This is a genomic window from Salmonella sp. SAL-020, from assembly GCF_017372215.1.
Taxonomy (GTDB): domain Bacteria; phylum Pseudomonadota; class Gammaproteobacteria; order Enterobacterales; family Enterobacteriaceae; genus Salmonella; species Salmonella enterica.
Genome location: NZ_CP071690.1, coordinates 601,918 through 621,701 on the forward strand (window position 1 = coordinate 601,918; position 19,784 = coordinate 621,701).

The following is a 19,784-nucleotide window of genomic DNA, read 5'->3' on the forward strand; positions in this document are numbered from 1 at the left end:
TCTTCAATTATGAGTGGTCGTTAAACGCATCCCGAAACCACTCAATCTCATTTCCGGTGAAGGCTAACACATCGAACCGACAATCCACAGTATCAAAACTCCCATTCTGGCGGGCGAGCCACAAGCGGGCAGTATGTAATAATTTGTGTTGCTTGCTGCGGGTCACACTAGCCGCCGCGCCGCCATAAAGCCCGGAGCGCCGATAGCGGACCTCAACAAAAACCGTCGTTTTTCCGTCGCGCATGATCAGATCGATTTCGCCGCCGCGCTCGCGCACGTTGGCGGCGATAAACCGCAGTCCTTTGCTTTCCAGCCAGCGACGCGCGGCAGCTTCCCACGCGTCGCCAGCCTGTTTACGCGTTAGCTGGCGGGAACAATCTCCCCTTGCTGGTATTTGAGCCATGATAACTTCCTGTTAATCACACAATCCGGGCTGGCGGTTAATGCGCCGGTATTACCATTGATCTCAAATCCCTGCACCTGACGCATCTGCGAAAAGTGGTTCGCCAGCGTCCAGGCATCCACGCCCATGGCGTACATCCGCGCCAGAGAATAGTCGTTATGTACAGCGCTCAGCGCCTGCTGCATCAACGGCATATTGCCGCCTGCCAGCATAGGAATTTCACTGTATTGTAAACCCTCCATTTCCAGACGGAAGTCGGGGCCGGAGGTGCCTTGCGCGCTGCGAGAGCTGGCATACAGCGTCGCGCCGCTCTGGGTGCCGTTACGCATGGCGATCATCGGTTTGATAAAGCCAATCTCTTCCGGCGTAGCCAGAATATAGACCGCGTCTACGCGTCCGCCGCCGGTGATTTGCGCGTCGGTCGGCGGCGCAGGGATGGTCAGACCGCCAATGGTGACGCCAGGCTGCGCAGGCACGCTGGCGGCGACCGGACTGCCCGTCAACGCGATACCCGCGCCGCCGTTCACGCCCATTTTCAGCTCGGCTACGGAGCCGAATTTTTGCTGTAACACGATGCCGCCGCCCAGTTTTTGCCACTCCTGGGTGAAGGCGTTCGCCACGCGATCGCCAAGCGCGCTGCGTGGAATCAACAGCAGCGGCGACTGCTTGCCCTGGTCATAAATATGATGCGCCGCGTCACGGGCTTCATCTTCTGGAGAGAGCGCGAAATAGCAGATATTAGGGAAGCTACGTACCGTTTCCGGCTGGTTGAGCGCCAGCACGTTGAGCGGCGTGTTGCTTTTCATCAGCGCTTCCACATTGTTTTTCAACAGCGGCCCGACCACGATACTGGCGCCGTCTTGCTGAACCTGAGCGAGCACCTGATCCAACGGCTGGGAAGAGGTATCGTAGATTTTTAATTCAGCGGAGGGATCCGCCGGCGCGCTTGCTGTAGCAGGGGGAGTTTGTGGCGCGCTGACTGGCGTAGCGGACTGGGCTGGAGCGTCATCAGTCAGATCGCTCACCGAGGCCTGCGACGGACTGGCGACGCCGTTGGTCATTTGTGGTTGCGTCTCCTCCACGCCAGGTTCGACCGGCGCGTCAGGAGCGGCGGCAGGCTGCATCTCCACCGCCTGGGTGCCGAGGTTTTTCGCGGCTTCGAAACCTTGCTGGATGGTACGGCCAAACACGGCAGCCTGACCGTTCAGCGGCAGCAGCAGAGCGATTTTGCTGGTGGAAGCCGGTTTGAAACGTTGCACATTGACGAGCTGCGTCGGCAGCATTTTCGCCCCCGGATTTTGCGGGTAGCGTTTTTGCCAGTCGGCGATCCCGGCTTTCAGCATGTCCGGATCGTTGCGGTTGTCAAACCAGACGCGTTGCAGATCCAGCCAGCCCTGAAGCACGTTTTCATCGGCGTTGATAACTAACGTCTTGGCCTGATCCGGCGTCATGGCGGAGAGCGCCTGCCAGGTGGCGTCGATATTTTTTTGTTTATCTTTCGCCGCCAGTAGCGGTTCCTGGGCGATTAACGCCCGCAACAGGGTAAGCGACGGGCGTCCCTGGCTGGCAACGATCTGCGCCTGCCAGTAACGCGCTTGCTGATTTGGCGCAAAGTCGGCAGGTTTTAGTTTATCCAGCAAGGCCTGCGCGCCTGCGACATCTTTTTGCGCCAGTTTGATTTCTACCGCTAATAAAGACTGTTCGCGACGCTGGGCATCGTTCAGATTTTGCGGGAGTTGGTTGAACAGGTCGACGGCCTGCTGGCTTTTTCCTTCTTTCAGCAGTGCATGAATGGCGAGTAATTGCCAGTTGGTCTTGCTATCATCTGCGCTTTGCTGCATCTGATGCAGGTAAAAGGCGGAGTCAGCTTGCGCTGAACCCTGCATATAGGCTGCGCTTTGATCTGGCGCCTGGGTGCCGCACCCGGCGAAAAGTAGCGCAGCCAGGACGACAGGCAGCGCGCGCGCGGCGTTCAAACGAGAAAATGTTGAGGGTACCATACTGTATCCAGTGATATTTTTTTACGCAATGCTCAATATTAAATCGGCAATACGGACGACACAATGAAACAAAACGAATCGGCGGATAATTCTCAGGGCCAACTCTTTATTGTACCTACTCCTATCGGTAATCTGGCGGATATTACCCAGCGTGCGTTGGAGGTGTTACAGGCTGTAGATCTGATTGCCGCCGAGGATACTCGTCACACCGGTTTATTGCTGCAACATTTTGGGATTAATGCCCGATTGTTCGCGCTGCACGACCATAACGAACAACAAAAAGCGGAAACGCTGGTCGCGAAGCTAAAAGAAGGGCAGAACATTGCGCTGGTTTCCGACGCCGGTACGCCGCTGATTAACGATCCGGGCTACCATCTGGTGCGTACTTGCCGTGAAGCGGGGATTCGCGTGGTGCCGCTACCAGGGCCGTGTGCTGCTATCACTGCATTAAGCGCCGCGGGTTTACCATCAGATCGTTTTTGTTATGAAGGCTTCCTGCCTGCCAAATCAAAAGGCCGCCGTGATGCGCTAAAAGCCATTGAAACGGAACCGCGAACGCTGATTTTTTATGAGTCAACCCACCGCCTGTTAGATAGCCTGGAAGATATCGTCGCGGTATTGGGAGAATCCCGTTATGTGGTGCTGGCGCGTGAGCTGACCAAAACCTGGGAAACCATTCACGGCGCGCCCGTTGGCGAGCTGCTGGCGTGGGTCAAAGAAGATGAAAACCGTCGCAAAGGCGAAATGGTGCTGATTGTCGAAGGCCATAAAGCGCAAGAAGACGACCTGCCCGCCGACGCGCTGCGCACGCTGGCGCTGCTACAGGCAGAACTGCCGCTGAAAAAAGCGGCGGCGCTGGCAGCAGAAATTCACGGCGTGAAGAAAAATGCGCTGTATAAGTATGCGCTGGAGCAGCAGGAAGAATAAAAGCGAGCGCCCGGGAACCGCCTTTTATCGCCATCGCGTTAATACTCAATCAGGTGATTGATGTGGGTAAATTGATGGGGGCATTGGGCGGTGATAGCGGGCCGGACCTTTCCTTCGGGCTTACTCTCGCGATCAGCAACGCATAACCGACTCCTTTTTAGACGATCATTAATTCCACGCCTGTTTTCGCTAATGCCGCTTTATCCTGTTTGCTGATGGTGTCATCGGTTATCACACAGTCGATCTTGTCCATCGGCAATACCTGGTTAAAGCCGCGACGGTTAAATTTGGTCGCGTCCAGTACCGCGATAACTTTGTGTGCCGCCGCCGCCATGACGCCGCTAATGGAATAACCTTCGTTAAACGTGGTAATACCGTTTGTCGCATCAATGCCATCCGCCCCGACAAACATTAAATCGGCGCTGATGCCGTGTAGCGATCGTTCCGCAATCGTGCCGTGCATTGAGTGGGTTTTATGCCGTACCGTACCGCCGCAGACCACCAGCGTGAGATCTTTATTTTCTGATAGCGTAAAAGCGGCAGGCAAGCTGTTAGTGATCACCGTAATATTGCTTTTTCGCGCGAGCGCTTCCGCAATCAGTAATGTTGTGCTCCCGCTATCCAGAATGATGGTCATTCCTTCTTCAACCATTGCCGCAGCCGCCTGGGCAATCCGCTTTTTCGGATCGCTGGCGAGTTGATACCGATCTTCCAGAATGACTTCCTGATTGTCGCCTTCCGCCAGATGACTTCCCGGTTTTGCCGCGCCGCCATGAAAACGGGTGACAAGGCCTTTCTCTTCCAGCAGACGCAGGTCAGCACGGATAGTCACTTCAGAAATACCAAATGTATTTGAAAGGTCCATCACCAGCACGCTGCCTTGCGTATTAATCAGGTCGACAATTTTATTTCTTCGCTCAAATGAGTTCATATTGATTTGCCTGATAATTAACTGTAACTAGTTTAAACGAAGGATTGCGAAAGGTGAACGCTAAATTTCGAAAGGAAATGTGAGCCAGCGCAGGTTGCTGGCTCGTACCATCAGGAAAGTTGAAGTAGGATTTTGCCCTGCATGGGCGCGCCATTAAGCGCTTTGACTGCTTCTGCAAAGCTTTCCGCATCGCCGCGATGGGCAATGAGAGGGGTCAGTTGAAGACGTTTTTCAGCCAACAGGCGCGCTGCGGTTTCCCATTCTTCTCCTGGCCATGGCGCGGAGTAGTTCATCCAACTGCCGAGGAGCGTGAGCTCTTTACGCAAAATTAGCCCGAATGTACGCGTTGTCAGGGTGAGATCGTGATGTAACGTCCCCACCAGCGCCAGTTGCGCGCGCGGCCCGGCGATATCGATAGCCAGCGAGACGGTCTGGGGAGTTCCTGCCGTTTCGAGAACCAGTTGATCAAACTGAATGTCGGACAACGCGGTCTGGATGTCGTCGGCGGTCATTTCCCGGCTATTACAGGTATGCGTTGCGCCGAGCGCTTTCGCAAGTTCCAGTTTCTGCGGATTGATATCAATCGCCGTTACGCTTCGCGCGCCCAGTTCCCGCGCGCACTGTAAGGCCAGCAGGCCAATTGTCCCGGCACCAACGATAATTACGTTTTTCCCCTCGCAGCCCTGCGCCAGATGAAAGGCGTGTAAGCCCACGGTAATTGGTTCGATAAACGCGCCATCTTCAATCGGCATATCAGACGGCAAGCGGAAAAGATTGGCCCGTTTGACCACCACATATTCCGCATTACCGCCTTCGCTGCGCGATCCTACAAACTGATACTGTTTGCATAAAGAAAAGTAACCGCGTTCGCATTGCGGACAGCGAAAGCAGGGAAGAAGCGGGACACAAGCGACGGCATCGCCAGGCTGCATATCCGTTACGCCTGTGCCGTAGGATTCAACGTAGCCGCTGAATTCATGGCCTAACGTAATAGGATAATAATGGGCGCCCTGCGCGAAAATACGCGGGATATCCGACCCGCAAAGCCCTGAGCTAACGACTTTGACCAACACATCGTCCTCGGCTTGCAGTTGTGGTAAGGGACGTTCTTCAACGCGCACGTCTCCCTCAGCGTGAATAACCACTGATTTCATAACATTCTCCAGGAAGGTGAGGGGAGCGATTGCTCCCCTAAAATTAAGAGGCGATTTGACTTTGCTGTAGCGCCGTGGCTTTCTCAGCCGCGACAAACTGTCGGGCGCGACGCCAGGTCAGCAGTACGCCGGCCAGATAGATAATGGCAATGACGGCGAAGCCGACGATATTCTGCCAGGTAAAAAGTTGAATCAGCAGCCAGGTGATGGGAGAACCGCCCTGATCCAGCGAGGCGACTTGTCCGCCAGCTTTTAGCGCTCCGGCATTGGCAGCCAGTTGGGTATGCAGGCCAATCGTCTGGGTGGCTATCCACAGGGTGATACCCATAATAATGACACCTGAAATCAGCGTGCGGAACAGGTTGCCCTGGTGTACCGCGACCGCCATCGCAATAAAGAAACCGATGGTGGCGAGGTCGCCGAACGGCAGCACCTGGTTCCCCGGTACTAAGACGGCAATCAGGATGGTCAGCGGAATGAATATCAGGCTCGCGGAGACAACAGAGGTATGACCGAGCAGTAGCGCTGGATCAAGGCCTATCAGGAACTCCTGCCCGCCAAATTTAGCCTGTAGACGTTTACGCGCATGTTTCGCGATAGGCGTTAGGCCATCCATAATAGGTTTAATGACGCGTGGCATAAGCAGCATCACCGCTGCGGTTTTGACCGCCAGTTGCAGAACGGCTTTGGCGTCGTAGCCTGCCAGTACACCAATCACCAGCCCCATCACGAAGCCGACAGTCACCGGCTCGCCAAACGGTCCGAAGCGTTTCTGGACATCGTCTGCGCTAAAGTGAATACGATTGAGACCAGGAATTTTCTCGATAATGGTATCAACGAGTACCGCCACGGGGCCCAGGTACGCGGATGAACCGTGTGGGATAGCAATCCCCTCGAGGCCAAAATAGTCGCGGGTATCTTTGGCAAACCAGTCCCCCAGTTTGTAGACAAAGGCGGCATGAACCACAACGCCCAGAATCCCCAGCCAGTATGAACCGGTCGCCAGATGCAGCATGGCGCCCGTGAAGGTCATGTGCCAGATATTCCAGATATCAACATTCACCACGCGGGTCATGCGGGTCACCAGCATCAGGACGTTAACCCCGATGGCGACAGGGATCGCGACCAGCGCGATTTGTGACGCCCAGGTCATGGGCGATGAACCTGGCCAGCCGACGTCAATAACGTGGAGATTGATTTGGAAATGTTCCGCCATGGCTTTCGCCGCGGGGCCGATAGAATCCAGCATCAGGCCGATGACCAGACCAATACCCACGAAGCCGATACCAATATGCAAACCCGATTTAAAACAATCCCCAAGCTTCATTCCCAGCAGTTTAGAGAACACGATGATCACCAGAGGCAACATCACCGTTGGGCCTAAGTCGAGGATATAACGCATTATTTCGCTAAACATACGTTACCCCATGAGAATGGACAGAATTTTTTGCTGTAATGCTTCAATACCCACGCCGGAAACAAAAGGCATACCGTGAACGACGGGAATATCGCCAAAGGCGCGATCGACCCTGGCAGTGGTACAGATAAGATCGGCGCCGTCCATATAGGTTTCGATTTCGGTGACCCGGCATTGCACTAAGTCGAGCTCAATATGGTTGGCATCACATAGCTCTTTAATTTCTTCCGCAGCCATCGTTGAGGTTGCAACCGCACCGCCACAGGCCACAATTACTTTACGTTTCATAGGGTATTCCTCATTATTATCAATTTATTATCAAACCTGGACGCACTGCTCAGGCTCAAGGATGGTTTCCTGAAAGCGTATCGCCAGTTCGGCATCCGGCGCGCTTAACAGGGCATCGAGGGTGCTCGGGTTCTGTAGCTCACTAAACAGGCGGCGCAGAAGTTTTAGCTGTGCCGCCGGGTTTTCAACGATTAAGGCGATGATTAACGAAACGGCAATCTCTTCGTCATCATCCGCCTGTTGAAACATGACCGGCTTATCTGGACGAATCAGATAGATAGCGGGTGATTTCGCATGAACCGCCTCGCAATGAGGGATAGCGACGGCGTGACGCTCCAGCGCAATGCCGGTAGGAAAAGACGCTTCACGTTCCACCAGCGCCTGCGGATAACTATCATGTACCACGCCTTTCGCCAGCATCTCTTTGCCAATGTGCACCAGCGCCTGTTGGCTCGAGTCGAATGTGATTCCGGTTCGGACAAATAGTTGGCTCATAAATTCTCCATTATTCAGGCGACATCCGGCGTGCAACCGAAGCGATAAGCGCGCAGAACATCCTGAATTTTGTCAATAATCAGGTTATGCGGCGTAGGGGTGAGCACGCCCTCAGACAGGCGTTCAAACTGTACGGGCATAAACTGGCTAATTAATCCCAGCGGCAATGTGACGTTGTTCAGATTGGCGATTAACTTCTCTACGCTTTGACGAATACGCGGGTGCGGCCAGTAATAGCGAATACGGTCAGACAAACTAAAGTGGATGTCGACCATCGCCTGGCTCCAGGTTGGACGGTAGTATTTTTTCCAGTAGCCCGGTTCGTTTAGCATAACTTCATCAATGACCTCCAGTACCCGACTACGTTGTTCCGGGGAGATCAGCTCGTTTTCCATTTGCGCAAGTGCGAAAATGGCTTCGCGCAGCGCGAAAGTGAGCGCCGGGCCGACCTTCAGAATGGCGTAATGATCGCGTACCAGCGCACGGTAGGCCTGTCGCGTCTGATAATCAGTCGAATGCGCTTCATAGACCATCGGCGTTTCTTTTATCCATGCGGAGAGCGCCTGTGCCGCCTGCGGCTGATAATGAATAATCTGGGTATGATCAAATTCAACGCCCGGCTGTACGACAATCGCGATAACCCGGTTCAATGCCTCATCCAGCCCCAGGGCGCGAAAAGCAGCCTGATGCGTTTGCAGCGTGCGGGCCGCATCCTGTTCGCGGGTAACATGCACGGCGTTAATGGCGCTGGCTTCCCCGCCCGGAACCGGAACTTCAGTGCCGATAACATAGGTTAAATGGCGTTTTTGTTCGTCGGTCGCCGTCGTTTCCGCTGCCTGGCAAAGCAAGGCGGCGCGTTTAGCGACAACCATTGGGTCCAGCGGCGTCGGGTCGTCAGCGCAGGACATAGAGGCATCAAGATGGATTTTGCTAAACCCGGCAGCGACGTAAGCCTTAATGAGTTCGACGGATTTTTCCATCGCCGTATCCGCAGGTTCGTTTTGCCAGCAGTTAGGTCCCAGGTGATCGCCGCCTAAAATAAGCCGTTCGCGTGGAAAACCCACTTCCTGGGCGATGCCATAGACAAAATCACGAAAGTCAGCCGGTTTCATGCCGGTATAACCGCCAAACTGATTAACCTGGTTAGAGGTCGCCTCGATCAGAACTTTGTTCCCGCTATTCAGGTCAAAACGTAATGCGGATTCAATCACCAGCGGGTGTGCTGAACATACGGAACAGATCCCTATCTGTTCCCCTGCTTTGTGACGAGAAATTATTTCTTTCACTTCTGGCTCCGATATCTTTTGTTTATCTTCATAATATTTTTGGTTTGAAGGCAAAGGATAATAATGGCTTTCGTGATCCAGCTATGAAAACGCCCTTTGCCGTGCTAAATCCGGGGGCTTTAGAGCTTCCCTTCACAACCGCAGTCGGCAATCACTTTACGTACAACCTCTTTCATGGCCGCTTTCGCCGGGATCATGTAATGGCGGGGATCGCTGGCCTCTGCGTGTTGCGTTAAATAGTTTTTAAGCGCTCCGGAAAAGGCGATTTTAAGCTCGGTCGCGACGTTAACTTTGCAGATGCCCAGCGAAATAGCGCGGGTAATATCGCGGGTCGGCAGGCCAGAGGCGCCGTGAAGGACTAAGGGGACATCAACCCGCTGACGAATTTCCGTCAGTCGTTCAAAATCAAGTTTTGGTTCAGCGGTGTAGAGGCCGTGAGCGGTGCCGATAGCAATGGCTAACGAGTCGATACCCGTTTTTTCTACAAATTCCCGGGCCTGTTCCGGATGGGTATAAAGCGCATCTTTACCGTCAACGATAAGATCGTCTTCCTGCCCGCCGAGACGCCCAAGTTCAGCTTCAACGCTGACATCGTAGCGATGACAGTAATCAACCACACTTTTCACCAGCGCAATATTGTCGGCAAAGGGGAAATGCGACCCGTCGATCATGACCGAGCGTACCCCGGCGGCGACTTTCATTTTGATGTCGGCCAGTTTTTCATGATGATCGAGATGTACCGCGAGAGGATGGTTCCAGCTTTTCGCCAGTTCTGCGGCGATGGCCACGATATTACCGACGCCTGCGTAGCTAAAGGTGCCTGGCGTACCGGCGACAATCAGCGGAGAGCGCAATTCTGCGGCGGTTTCCACCACCACTTGCAATGTCTCCAGGTTGTGGATGTTAAACGCCGGCACAGCATAGCCTTCCTGCTGCGCCTTCTTTAGCATTGTTCTGCCTGAAATGATAAACATCCTTCCTCCGAAATCTTTCGTTTGTTTTCTTTGAAAGAATTTATAGGCTTTCGGAATGTTTTTTTGTGATTTTGATCTGATAAATGAAAGTTTCGAAATAAAATGGAAGTTATCGAAAGTCAGGAGTAAAAAAAGCATGTCGGGCAGACATACTTCAGGCTACAGACTAAGGGCGAAAAAATACCGGGTAGCGCTGGCGCTTACCCGGTCTACAGATTATGCGGTTATACCCTGGTCGGAGAAGGGTACTGACTGGATCAGGTCACAGGTGCGGGGTTAAACACTGCCAGCTGGTTATGCAATCCCCATTGATCTGAGAAAGTCTTTTTCCGGCCGCTGGCGACATCGAGAATAAAGTGAAATAGCTTCCAGCCCACATCTTCGATTGTCTCTTCACCCGTGGCGATGGTGCCTGCATTGATATCCATTAAGTCATACCAGCGGTTCGCCAGCTCGGTACGCGTCGCCATTTTAATGACCGGCACCGCCATCAGCCCGTACGGCGTGCCGCGTCCGGTGGTAAAGACCTGTACGGTAATGCCGGAAGCGACCTGCTGCGTGCCGCAGACGAAATCGCTGGCGGGCGTCGCGGCGTAAATCAGGCCGCGTTTGGTGGGGCGCTGGCCCGGCGATAATACTTCGACAATGGCGCTCTTACCCGATTTAGCGATAGAGCCCAACGCTTTTTCCACGACGTTCGCCAGGCCGCCTTTTTTGTTGCCAGGGGACGGGTTAGCGCTGCGATCGGTTTTCCCCATATCAAGATAGTTATCGTACCAGGCCATTTCATCCAGCAGGCGTTTACCCACGGCTTCGTTGATGGCGCGCGGCGTCAGAAGATGAATGGCATCGCGCACTTCGGTGACCTCCGAGAACATGACGGTCGCGCCGCAGCGTACCAGCAGATCGGAAGCATAACCCACCGCCGGGTTTGCCGTGACGCCAGAAAACGCATCGCTGCCGCCACACTGCATCCCGACGACCAGCTCGGAGGCCGGGCAGGTTTCGCGCTGGCGCTGGTTCAGTTTCGTCAGATGGCGTTCGGCGACCCGCAAAATATCGTCGACCATTGATTTAAAGCCGACATGCTGCTCGTCCTGTAAACGCACAATACTGGCGCTTTCAACGGCGATGGCGGGAACATCCTCGGTGCCTTCCAGCAGCCGTTCCGGCTGCAGTTTTTCGCAACCGAGGCCAATCACCATCACTTCGCCGCCAAAATTGGGGTTGAGCGCGATATTATGAATCGTGCGAATCGGCACGACCGCCGCCGGCGCGTTGATTGCCACGCCGCAGCCGTACAGATGGTTTAGCCCTACAACGCCATCGACATTCGGGTATTTGGGCAGGAGATCGCGCTCAATCACTTTCACCACATAATCGACCACGCCCGCCACACAGTGCACGCTGGTGGTAATGCCAAGCAGATTTTTGGTGCCGACGCTGCCATCGGCGTTACGATAGCCCTCAAACGTATAGCCTTCCAGCGGCGGCAGCGGTTCCGGTACTTTGGTCGCCAGCGGTAGCGTATTCAGCGGCGGCGCTTTTGGCAGTTCAACCAGCGACTCGTCGATCCAGCTTCCGCGCGGGATGTCGCGTACCGCATAACCGATGACTTCGCCATAACGGATGATTTCGCCGTGAGCGGGGATATCCGTCAGAGCAACTTTATGGCCTTGCGGAATATGTTCAGTCAGTTCCAGGCCATCCGGAAAACGTGTTCCGGCTTTAAGACCGTGGTCATTAACAATAATTGCGACATTATCGGTTTCATGTACTTTTATATAAAACGCCGATGGCGATTCCTGGCGAATTTCGATATTGGCCATTGTTCAACATTCTCCAGCCTGGATGATAGAAATAGGATTATCTATTTTGGTTATGGTTAAATCGTTAAATCTCAATATAAGAAATAAAGTTCATGCATAATGAAATAAGAATGACAGGAGTATAAATATAAGAATGTGATCCAGATCACCGCAAATTATGAAATTTTTTATGTAGGCCGGGTAAAGCGTAAATGTGTGCATTAGCGCCCAGTATCATGGGCGTATGCTCAAAAATAAGCGTTAAATAATCCCTTTTTAATGAGCGTTTGCACAATGATTATCCGCCATAGGCTGTTTATACTGAATGGCGAATTCAGTGTATCTGACGAGTTATTTGAAAATACCATGATAATAATAAAAGACGATAAAGATATCAGAACGGTATATTGTGCTACAGGATGTGTACCACATTAGAAATAGAATGCGGAGACCCATTCTGATTTCAGATAAGCATTTTATTGTCGTTGCTATAAGTTATGGTGGCGGCATCACATGTAGAGAATTAAAGAAATAAGCGAAGGTATAAGCGATGAATAACGCTATTTTCCCGAATAAGTTTAAAGCGGCGCTGGCGGCGCAACAGGTACAGATTGGCTGCTGGTCTGCACTGGCAAGCCCAATCACCACCGAAGTTCTCGGTCTGGCGGGATTTGACTGGCTGGTGCTGGATGGCGAACATGCGCCGAACGATGTGACCACCTTAATTCCGCAGTTAATGGCATTGAAAGGCAGCGCCAGCGCGCCTGTGGTACGTGTGCCAACCAATGAACCGGTCATTATCAAACGGATGCTGGATATTGGGTTTTATAATTTCCTGATCCCCTTTGTTGAAACGCAAGAGGAAGCGGCTCGCGCCGTCGCCTCGACGCGTTACCCGCCGGAAGGCATTCGCGGCGTCTCCGTTTCTCACCGCGCGAATATGTTCGGTACGGTGCCTGATTACTTTGCGCAGTCGAACAAAAACATCACCATTATTGTTCAAATCGAAAGCCAGTTGGGTGTCGACAATGTTGATGCCATCGCCGCAACGGAAGGCGTTGATGGCATTTTTGTCGGCCCAAGCGATTTGGCCGCCGCGCTGGGTCATCTCGGCAATGCTTCTCACCCTGACGTGCAGCAGACGATTCAACATATTTTCGCCCGCGCTAAAGCGCACGGTAAACCGTGCGGCATTCTGGCGCCGGTAGAGGCGGATGCCCGCCGTTATCTGGAATGGGGTGCGACCTTTGTCGCCGTTGGCAGCGATTTAGGCGCATTCCGCGCCAGCACGCAGAAGCTTGCCGACACCTTTAAAAAATAATCCTGGTATGGAAAGAGAGAACGCTATGACGATGAAAGTTGGCTTTATTGGCTTAGGCATCATGGGTAAGCCCATGAGCAAAAACTTACTGAAAGCAGGGTATTCGCTGGTGGTGTCCGATCGTAATCCTGAAGCGATTGCCGACGTCATTGCCGCAGGCGCGGAAACGGCCTCTACGGCGAAGGCGATCGCTGAACAGTGTGACGTCATCATCACGATGCTGCCTAACTCTCCGCATGTGAAAGAGGTTGCGCTGGGCGAGAACGGTATCATCGAAGGCGCGAAGCCGGGAACCGTATTGATTGATATGAGTTCTATCGCGCCGCTGGCAAGCCGTGAAATCAGCGATGCGCTGAAGGCGAAGGGCGTTGAGATGTTGGATGCGCCGGTCAGCGGCGGCGAGCCGAAGGCGATTGATGGCACGTTGTCGGTGATGGTGGGGGGCGATAAAGCCATTTTCGACAAGTACTACGACCTGATGAAAGCGATGGCGGGTTCCGTGGTGCATACTGGCGATATCGGCGCAGGCAACGTCACAAAACTGGCTAACCAGGTGATCGTGGCGTTGAATATCGCCGCCATGTCTGAAGCGCTGACGCTGGCGACTAAAGCGGGCGTCAACCCGGATCTGGTCTATCAGGCGATTCGCGGCGGTCTGGCTGGCAGCACGGTACTGGATGCGAAAGCGCCGATGGTCATGGACAGAAACTTTAAGCCAGGTTTCCGTATCGATCTGCACATTAAAGATCTGGCGAATGCGCTGGATACCTCCCACGGCGTTGGCGCGCAGCTCCCGCTGACCGCCGCCGTTATGGAAATGATGCAGGCGTTACGCGCGGATGGACACGGTAATGACGACCATAGCGCGCTGGCGTGCTACTACGAAAAACTGGCGAAAGTGGAAGTCACTCGCTAACGACGTTGTGCCCGGATGGCGTGTAGCGATCCGGGCCTGAATTTCAGGCTGGATAAGTGAAACGCCATCCGGCGTTGTGCAGTAACAGGCTACCACTATGAAAATCGTAATTGCCCCCGACTCCTACAAAGAAAGCCTTTCTGCCGCCGAGGTAGCGCAGGCGATAGAAAAAGGATTTCGGGAAATTTTCCCCGATGCGCAATATGTCTCTGTTCCGGTTGCCGATGGCGGCGAAGGAACGGTCGAAGCCATGATTGCCGCGACGCAGGGCGTTGAACGCACCGCATGGGTGACCGGGCCGTTGGGTGAAAAAGTGAAAGCCTGCTGGGGAATGTCCGGGGATGGTAAAACCGCGTTTATTGAAATGGCGGCGGCCAGCGGACTGGCGCTGGTTCCACCAGAAAAACGCAACCCTTTGATTACTACCTCGCGGGGAACGGGGGAGCTGATATTGCAGGCGCTGGAAAGCGGCGCAAGCAATATCATTATCGGCATTGGCGGCAGCGCGACAAATGACGGCGGCGCAGGGATGATGCAGGCGTTAGGCGCAAAACTGCGCGATGCAAACGGCGCGGATATCGGTTACGGTGGCGGAAGCCTTCATTGTCTAAGCGACATTGATATTTCAGAGCTCGATCCCCGTTTAAAACTCTGCGCGATTCGTGTCGCATGCGATGTATCTAATCCTCTGATCGGCGACAACGGCGCATCACGAATTTTTGGGCCGCAGAAAGGCGCGACCGAAGAGAACATTGTTGAGCTGGACAGAAATCTTGCTCACTATGCCGACATCATAAAAAAATCGCTGAATGTCGACGTAAAGGCGGCGCCCGGCGCAGGCGCGGCAGGCGGTATGGGGGCGGCGTTAATGGCTTTTCTCGGTGCGGAATTACGCAGCGGGATCGAAATTGTCACGGCGGCACTGAACCTGGAGGAGCATATCCACGACTGTACGCTGGTGGTGACGGGAGAAGGGCGGATTGATAGCCAAAGTATTCGCGGTAAAGTGCCGATTGGCGTCGCGAATGTGGCGAAAAAATATCATAAGCCAGTGATTGGCATTGCCGGCAGCCTGACGCACGATGTAGGGATAGTGCATCATTATGGCATCGACGCTGTCTTTAGCGTACTCACGCGCATCGTGACGCTGGAGGAGGCTTTTCGGGGCGCTTTTGACAATATTTATCGGGCATCCAGAAATGTTGCTGCCGCTCTGGCGATAGGAATGCGCAGCGCAGGGTGACAAAGTCGCGCGAACCCTCTATACTGCGCGCCGAAGCTGACCAGACAGTCGCCGCTTCGTCGTCGTCCTTTCGGGGAGACGGGCGGAGGGGAGGAAAGTCCGGGCTCCATAGGGCAGGGTGCCAGGTAACGCCTGGGGGGGAAACCTACGACCAGTGCAACAGAGAGCAAACCGCCGATGGCCCACGCAAGTGGGATCAGGTAAGGGTGAAAGGGTGCGGTAAGAGCGCACCGCGCGGCTGGTAACAGTCCGTGGCACGGTAAACTCCACCCGGAGCAAGGCCAAATAGGGGTTCATAAGGTACGGCCCGTACTGAACCCGGGTAGGCTGCTTGAGCCAGTGAGCGATTGCTGGCCTAGATGAATGACTGTCCACGACAGAACCCGGCTTATCGGTCAGTTTCACCTCTTCATAAAACCCGCTTCGGCGGGTTTTTGCTTTTACAGGGCGGCAGGATGAATGACTGTCCACGACGCTATACCCAAAAGAAAGCGGCTTATCGGTCAGTTTCATCTCTTCATAAAACCCGCTTCGGCGGGTTTTTGCTTATCTGGCCGGTGAAGGGTATAGAGGTTGCAGAAGACGCCAGCGTCACTATCCGGCAATTAATTGACAGCCGTGGTGACATAATATTATTCGTTTTTGTGATGAGAAACACAAAACGCTATGGATTGCGCTCTTTTTAGTTGAAGTGAAAAGCAATCGATTTCTTTCACAAAATTACATCCTGAAAAACAGCAAGAAAGCGGTGTAAATTATTTGTTGTAAATGAAAATTAAATGTATGAAATATTTTGGTTAAAATTTTATTAAATGTTTCTTTACAAACAAATAAGGTAAAAAAATGTGACGCGTAACGGTTTTTAAGCGCATTTACCTTCGGTTTATACTTAAATTTGAGAAATTACGCTTTAAATTTAACGCTGGAATTGCCGATAAAATGTCCCGTAATTGATTGAAATATCGTCTTCATGGGATGTCGAAAATAGGAGATAAAATAGGCTGGTTATCGCCATAATATATCGTTATCCCGACCCTATTTTTTGATTGAAATCAGGCTAAGTTGCTGTTTTATTTTTGTAACTAATTGAAGTAATAGGTTTTCTTTATTTAATAAAGACCATGTAAAAATTGCGGTAAGTTAATTTGTGAGTGGTCGCACATAACCTTTAAGATTTAATTTGCTACACTTCCTGCCGTTCACAATGTTATTTCAGAGCGGTAGATATGAATACTCTTGTTCTCCCTAAAACACAGCATTTGGTGGTCTTTCAGGAAGTCATTAGAAGTGGTTCTATCGGTTCTGCCGCAAAATCGTTAGGGTTAACCCAACCCGCCGTCAGTAAAATCATTAGCGATGTTGAGGCCTATTTTGGCGTTGAGCTAATTGTACGCAAAAATACCGGCGTTACGTTGACCGAAGCGGGACAGGTACTGCTTTCCTGGTCTGAATCTATCACCCGCGAAATGAAAAACATGATCAACGAGATGAACAGTATGACGTGCAATACCGTTGTCGACGTCTCGTTTGGTTTTCCTTCGCTGATTGGCTTTACCTTCATGTCCGATATGATTCATAAGTTCAAAGAGGTATTTCCAAAAGCGCAGGTATCCATGTACGAAGCCCAGCTCTCTTCATTCCTGCCGGCCCTGCGCGACGGGCGGCTGGACTTTGCTATCGGTACGCTCAGTAATGAAATGCAACTACAGGATCTGCATGTCGAGCCGCTGTTTGAATCAGAGTTTGTCCTGGTAGCCAGCAAGTCCCGAACATGCACCGGCACCATCACACTGGAATCGTTAAAGGACGAACAGTGGGTGTTGCCGCAAACGAATATGGGCTACTACAGCGAATTACTCACCACTCTACAACGAAATGGCATCAGCATCGAAAACATTGTTAAAACAGATTCCGTTGTCACAATATATAATCTTGTTCTCAATGCTGATTTCTTAACTGTTATTCCCTGCGATATGACCACGCCTTTTGGCTCTAATCAATTTATCACGATACCCATAAAAGACACGTTACCCGTCGCACGTTATGCGGCGGTATGGTCTAAAAATTATCGTATCAAAAAAGCCGCTTCAGTATTAGTAGAATTGGCTAAACAATATTCATCATATAATGGATGCAGACGCAGGCAGTTAATAGAAATTGAATGATATGGAATAAACATATTTAGCGAAATTGACGTCACCTGTTTCTTTTGAACAGTGGGCAACGGTAACTTATTTTTAATACCCAGGTTAAGAGGTTATAATGCACATTACATACGATCTCCCGGTTGCAATTGAAGATATCCTCGAAGCGAAAAAAAGACTGGCGGGGAAGATATATAAAACGGGAATGCCTCGCTCTAACTATTTTAGTGAACGTTGCAAAGGCGAAATATTTCTCAAGTTTGAAAATATGCAGCGTACGGGTTCATTTAAAATTCGTGGCGCTTTTAACAAACTTAGCTCGTTAACGGAGGCGGAAAAACGTAAAGGCGTCGTGGCCTGTTCCGCAGGTAATCATGCACAGGGCGTTTCTCTTTCTTGCGCAATGCTGGGTATTGACGGCAAAGTCGTGATGCCGAAGGGCGCGCCAAAGTCAAAAGTGGCGGCCACCTGTGATTATTCGGCGGAAGTGGTGCTCCACGGTGACAACTTCAATGACACCATCGCTAAGGTGAGTGAAATTGTCGAAACCGAAGGCCGCATTTTTATTCCGCCTTACGACGATCCAAAAGTCATTGCCGGACAGGGCACTATTGGTCTGGAAATTATGGAAGATCTGTACGATGTCGATAATGTCATCGTGCCTATTGGCGGCGGCGGTTTAATTGCAGGTATTGCCATTGCGATTAAATCGATTAACCCGACCATTAAAGTTATCGGCGTACAGGCCGAAAATGTTCACGGTATGGCGGCGTCTTATTACGCTGGCGAAATAACCACGCACCGAACGACCGGCACCCTGGCGGATGGTTGTGATGTCTCCCGCCCGGGTAATTTAACCTATGAAATCGTTCGTGAATTAGTCGATGACATTGTCCTGGTTAGCGAAGATGAAATTCGTAACAGCATGATCGCTTTAATTCAGCGCAATAAGGTTATTACTGAAGGCGCTGGCGCTCTGGCTTGCGCCGCACTATTAAGTGGGAAATTAGATAGCCATATTCAGAACAGAAAAACGGTCAGTATTATTTCTGGCGGCAATATCGATCTTTCTCGGGTATCACAAATTACGGGTTTAGTTGACGCTTAATCTTTTCGTGAGGATAGGATATGAGTACTACTGATAGCATTGTATCCAGCCAGGCAAAACAGTCGTCATGGCGTAAATCGGACACGACGTGGACGCTGGGTTTATTTGGTACCGCCATCGGCGCCGGGGTGCTGTTTTTCCCTATCCGCGCCGGGTTTGGTGGGCTTATCCCCATTCTGCTGATGCTGGTTTTAGCTTACCCCATTGCGTTCTATTGTCACCGGGCGCTGGCGCGTCTGTGTTTATCCGGATCTAATCCGTCCGGCAATATTACGGAAACGGTCGAAGAGCACTTTGGTAAAACGGGCGGGGTAGTTATCACGTTCCTTTACTTCTTTGCGATTTGTCCGCTGCTGTGGATTTATGGCGTCACCATCACTAACACGTTCATGACGTTTTGGGAAAACCAGTTGCAGATGCCAGCGTTGAATCGCGGTTTCGTGGCGCTGTTCTTGCTGCTGCTGATGGCCTTTGTGATCTGGTTTGGTAAAGATCTGATGGTTAAGGTGATGAGTTACCTGGTATGGCCGTTTATCGCCAGTCTGGTGCTAATCTCATTATCGCTGATTCCTTACTGGAACTCGGCGGTTATCGATCAGGTTGATCTCAGTAATATCGCGCTGACTGGGCACGATGGCATACTGGTTACGGTGTGGCTGGGCATCTCTATCATGGTGTTCTCCTTTAACTTTTCGCCCATCGTCTCTTCCTTCGTGGTGTCTAAGCGTGAAGAGTATGAGAAAGAGTTTGGCCGCGAATTTACCGAGCGTAAATGTTCACAGATCATCTCGCGCGCCAGTATGCTGATGGTCGCCGTGGTGATGTTCTTCGCCTTTAGCTGTCTGTTTACGCTCTCCCCGCAGAACATGGCGGATGCGAAAGCGCAGAACATTCCGGTACTTTCCTACCTGGCTAACCATTTCGCCTCTTTGTCGGGGACAAAATCTACTTTTGCAACGGTGCTGGAGTATGGCGCGTCTATCATCGCGCTGGTTGCTATTTTCAAATCTTTCTTCGGTCACTACCTGGGGACGCTGGAAGGGCTGAACGGCCTGGTGCTGAAATTCGGTTATAAAGGCGATAAAACCAAAGTCTCTATGGGCAAGCTTAACACCATCAGCATGATCTTCATTATGGGGTCTACCTGGGTCGTAGCTTACGCAAACCCGAACATTCTGGACCTGATTGAAGCGATGGGCGCGCCGATTATCGCCTCGCTGTTATGCCTGCTGCCGATGTACGCCATTCGTAAAGCGCCGTCGCTGGCGAAGTACCGTGGTCGTCTGGATAACGTGTTCGTCACCCTGATTGGTCTGCTGACCATCCTGAATATTGTCTACAAATTGTTCTAATCCTCACGTTTAGCCTG

General features: G+C 52.1%; 17 protein-coding genes and 1 other RNA gene. 8 read left to right on the forward strand and 10 right to left on the reverse strand.

From position 1 onward, the window contains the following. Window positions 1-7: 7 nt before the first annotated feature. A complete protein-coding gene (locus J1G48_RS02880) occupies window positions 8-403 on the reverse strand; it encodes a YraN family protein (RefSeq protein ID WP_000057285.1) in 396 nt (131 codons plus the stop codon). Next, window positions 361-2,403: a penicillin-binding protein activator gene (locus J1G48_RS02885; protein WP_000249224.1), complete on the reverse strand. Its 2,043-nt coding sequence runs from the start codon at window positions 2,401-2,403 to the stop codon at window positions 361-363. Before J1G48_RS02885 ends, J1G48_RS02880 begins: the two co-directional genes overlap by 43 nt. A gap of 63 nt (window positions 2,404-2,466) precedes the next feature. Here J1G48_RS02885 and rsmI point away from each other — a divergent pair, with 63 nt between their 5' ends. Next, window positions 2,467-3,330, forward strand: coding sequence for a 16S rRNA (cytidine(1402)-2'-O)-methyltransferase (gene rsmI, locus J1G48_RS02890; RefSeq protein ID WP_000812295.1), 864 nt, complete (start codon window positions 2,467-2,469; stop codon window positions 3,328-3,330). Between the two features lie 157 nt (window positions 3,331-3,487). Here the strand turns inward: rsmI and J1G48_RS02895 are convergent, their stop codons facing one another. The 8 genes from J1G48_RS02895 to garD all read right to left on the reverse strand — a co-directional run bounded on the left by J1G48_RS02895 (window position 3,488) and on the right by garD (window position 11,704). Next, on the reverse strand, window positions 3,488-4,261 hold the full coding sequence (locus tag J1G48_RS02895) for a DeoR/GlpR family DNA-binding transcription regulator (RefSeq protein WP_001083896.1): 774 nt from the start codon (window positions 4,259-4,261) through the stop codon (window positions 3,488-3,490). 110 nt (window positions 4,262-4,371) lie between these two features. Then, complete coding sequence (gene gatD, locus J1G48_RS02900) at window positions 4,372-5,415, reverse strand: galactitol-1-phosphate 5-dehydrogenase (RefSeq protein ID WP_000844185.1); 1,044 nt, start codon at window positions 5,413-5,415, stop codon at window positions 4,372-4,374. A 43-nt stretch (window positions 5,416-5,458) separates the two neighbouring features. After that, window positions 5,459-6,832, reverse strand: coding sequence for a PTS galactitol transporter subunit IIC (locus J1G48_RS02905; protein ID WP_000490601.1), 1,374 nt, complete (start codon window positions 6,830-6,832; stop codon window positions 5,459-5,461). A gap of 3 nt (window positions 6,833-6,835) precedes the next feature. Further along, window positions 6,836-7,120 (reverse strand): PTS galactitol transporter subunit IIB, encoded by a 285-nt coding sequence (gene gatB / locus J1G48_RS02910; RefSeq protein ID WP_000824293.1) that lies wholly within the window; start codon window positions 7,118-7,120, stop codon window positions 6,836-6,838. Between the two features lie 30 nt (window positions 7,121-7,150). Continuing rightward, entirely contained in the window at window positions 7,151-7,615 is a 465-nt protein-coding gene (gene gatA / locus J1G48_RS02915; RefSeq protein ID WP_000080447.1) for a PTS galactitol transporter subunit IIA, read from the reverse strand. 14 nt (window positions 7,616-7,629) lie between these two features. Then, window positions 7,630-8,901, reverse strand: coding sequence for a tagatose-bisphosphate aldolase subunit GatZ (gene gatZ, locus J1G48_RS02920; RefSeq protein WP_000658738.1), 1,272 nt, complete (start codon window positions 8,899-8,901; stop codon window positions 7,630-7,632). Window positions 8,902-9,020: 119 nt separating this feature from the next. Then, a complete protein-coding gene (locus tag J1G48_RS02925) occupies window positions 9,021-9,875 on the reverse strand; it encodes a tagatose bisphosphate family class II aldolase (protein ID WP_000469979.1) in 855 nt (284 codons plus the stop codon). Window positions 9,876-10,132: 257 nt separating this feature from the next. Further along, on the reverse strand, window positions 10,133-11,704 hold the full coding sequence (gene garD, locus J1G48_RS02930; protein ID WP_001273723.1) for a galactarate dehydratase: 1,572 nt from the start codon (window positions 11,702-11,704) through the stop codon (window positions 10,133-10,135). 529 nt (window positions 11,705-12,233) lie between these two features. Here garD and garL point away from each other — a divergent pair. From garL to tdcC, 7 genes are all read left to right on the forward strand, one after another. Next, complete coding sequence (gene garL / locus J1G48_RS02935; protein WP_001057715.1) at window positions 12,234-13,004, forward strand: 2-dehydro-3-deoxyglucarate aldolase; 771 nt, start codon at window positions 12,234-12,236, stop codon at window positions 13,002-13,004. Window positions 13,005-13,029: 25 nt separating this feature from the next. Continuing rightward, window positions 13,030-13,920 carry a 2-hydroxy-3-oxopropionate reductase gene (garR, locus tag J1G48_RS02940; protein WP_000178106.1) on the forward strand — a complete coding sequence of 297 codons (891 nt, stop codon included), beginning with the start codon at window positions 13,030-13,032 and terminating at the stop codon, window positions 13,918-13,920. A gap of 97 nt (window positions 13,921-14,017) precedes the next feature. Further along, window positions 14,018-15,163 (forward strand): glycerate 2-kinase, encoded by a 1,146-nt coding sequence (gene garK / locus J1G48_RS02945; RefSeq protein ID WP_000706464.1) that lies wholly within the window; start codon window positions 14,018-14,020, stop codon window positions 15,161-15,163. 32 nt (window positions 15,164-15,195) lie between these two features. Next, window positions 15,196-15,570, forward strand: an RNA gene (rnpB, locus tag J1G48_RS02950) — RNase P RNA component class A. An 819-nt stretch (window positions 15,571-16,389) separates the two neighbouring features. Further along, window positions 16,390-17,328, forward strand: coding sequence for a transcriptional regulator TdcA (tdcA, locus tag J1G48_RS02955; RefSeq protein ID WP_001094907.1), 939 nt, complete (start codon window positions 16,390-16,392; stop codon window positions 17,326-17,328). A 97-nt stretch (window positions 17,329-17,425) separates the two neighbouring features. Then, a complete protein-coding gene (gene tdcB / locus J1G48_RS02960) occupies window positions 17,426-18,415 on the forward strand; it encodes a bifunctional threonine ammonia-lyase/L-serine ammonia-lyase TdcB (RefSeq protein WP_000548368.1) in 990 nt (329 codons plus the stop codon). Between the two features lie 20 nt (window positions 18,416-18,435). After that, window positions 18,436-19,767: a threonine/serine transporter TdcC gene (gene tdcC, locus J1G48_RS02965; protein ID WP_000108129.1), complete on the forward strand. Its 1,332-nt coding sequence runs from the start codon at window positions 18,436-18,438 to the stop codon at window positions 19,765-19,767. Window positions 19,768-19,784 lie beyond the last annotated feature (17 nt).

Excerpts from the sequence above, each read along its gene's own strand:
- J1G48_RS02880 (WP_000057285.1), bottom strand. The coding sequence starts at position 403 with ATGGCTCAAATACCAGCAAGGGGAGATTGTTCCCGCCAGCTAACGCGT.
- J1G48_RS02885 (WP_000249224.1), bottom strand. The coding sequence starts at position 2,403 with ATGGTACCCTCAACATTTTCTCGTTTGAACGCCGCGCGCGCGCTGCCT.
- rsmI (WP_000812295.1), top strand. The coding sequence starts at position 2,467 with ATGAAACAAAACGAATCGGCGGATAATTCTCAGGGCCAACTCTTTATT.
- J1G48_RS02895 (WP_001083896.1), bottom strand. The coding sequence starts at position 4,261 with ATGAACTCATTTGAGCGAAGAAATAAAATTGTCGACCTGATTAATACG.
- gatD (WP_000844185.1), bottom strand. The coding sequence starts at position 5,415 with ATGAAATCAGTGGTTATTCACGCTGAGGGAGACGTGCGCGTTGAAGAA.
- J1G48_RS02905 (WP_000490601.1), bottom strand. The coding sequence starts at position 6,832 with ATGTTTAGCGAAATAATGCGTTATATCCTCGACTTAGGCCCAACGGTG.
- gatB (WP_000824293.1), bottom strand. The coding sequence starts at position 7,120 with ATGAAACGTAAAGTAATTGTGGCCTGTGGCGGTGCGGTTGCAACCTCA.
- gatA (WP_000080447.1), bottom strand. The coding sequence starts at position 7,615 with ATGAGCCAACTATTTGTCCGAACCGGAATCACATTCGACTCGAGCCAA.
- J1G48_RS02925 (WP_000469979.1), bottom strand. The coding sequence starts at position 9,875 with ATGTTTATCATTTCAGGCAGAACAATGCTAAAGAAGGCGCAGCAGGAA.
- garD (WP_001273723.1), bottom strand. The coding sequence starts at position 11,704 with ATGGCCAATATCGAAATTCGCCAGGAATCGCCATCGGCGTTTTATATA.
- garL (WP_001057715.1), top strand. The coding sequence starts at position 12,234 with ATGAATAACGCTATTTTCCCGAATAAGTTTAAAGCGGCGCTGGCGGCG.
- garR (WP_000178106.1), top strand. The coding sequence starts at position 13,030 with ATGACGATGAAAGTTGGCTTTATTGGCTTAGGCATCATGGGTAAGCCC.
- garK (WP_000706464.1), top strand. The coding sequence starts at position 14,018 with ATGAAAATCGTAATTGCCCCCGACTCCTACAAAGAAAGCCTTTCTGCC.
- tdcA (WP_001094907.1), top strand. The coding sequence starts at position 16,390 with ATGAATACTCTTGTTCTCCCTAAAACACAGCATTTGGTGGTCTTTCAG.
- tdcB (WP_000548368.1), top strand. The coding sequence starts at position 17,426 with ATGCACATTACATACGATCTCCCGGTTGCAATTGAAGATATCCTCGAA.
- tdcC (WP_000108129.1), top strand. The coding sequence starts at position 18,436 with ATGAGTACTACTGATAGCATTGTATCCAGCCAGGCAAAACAGTCGTCA.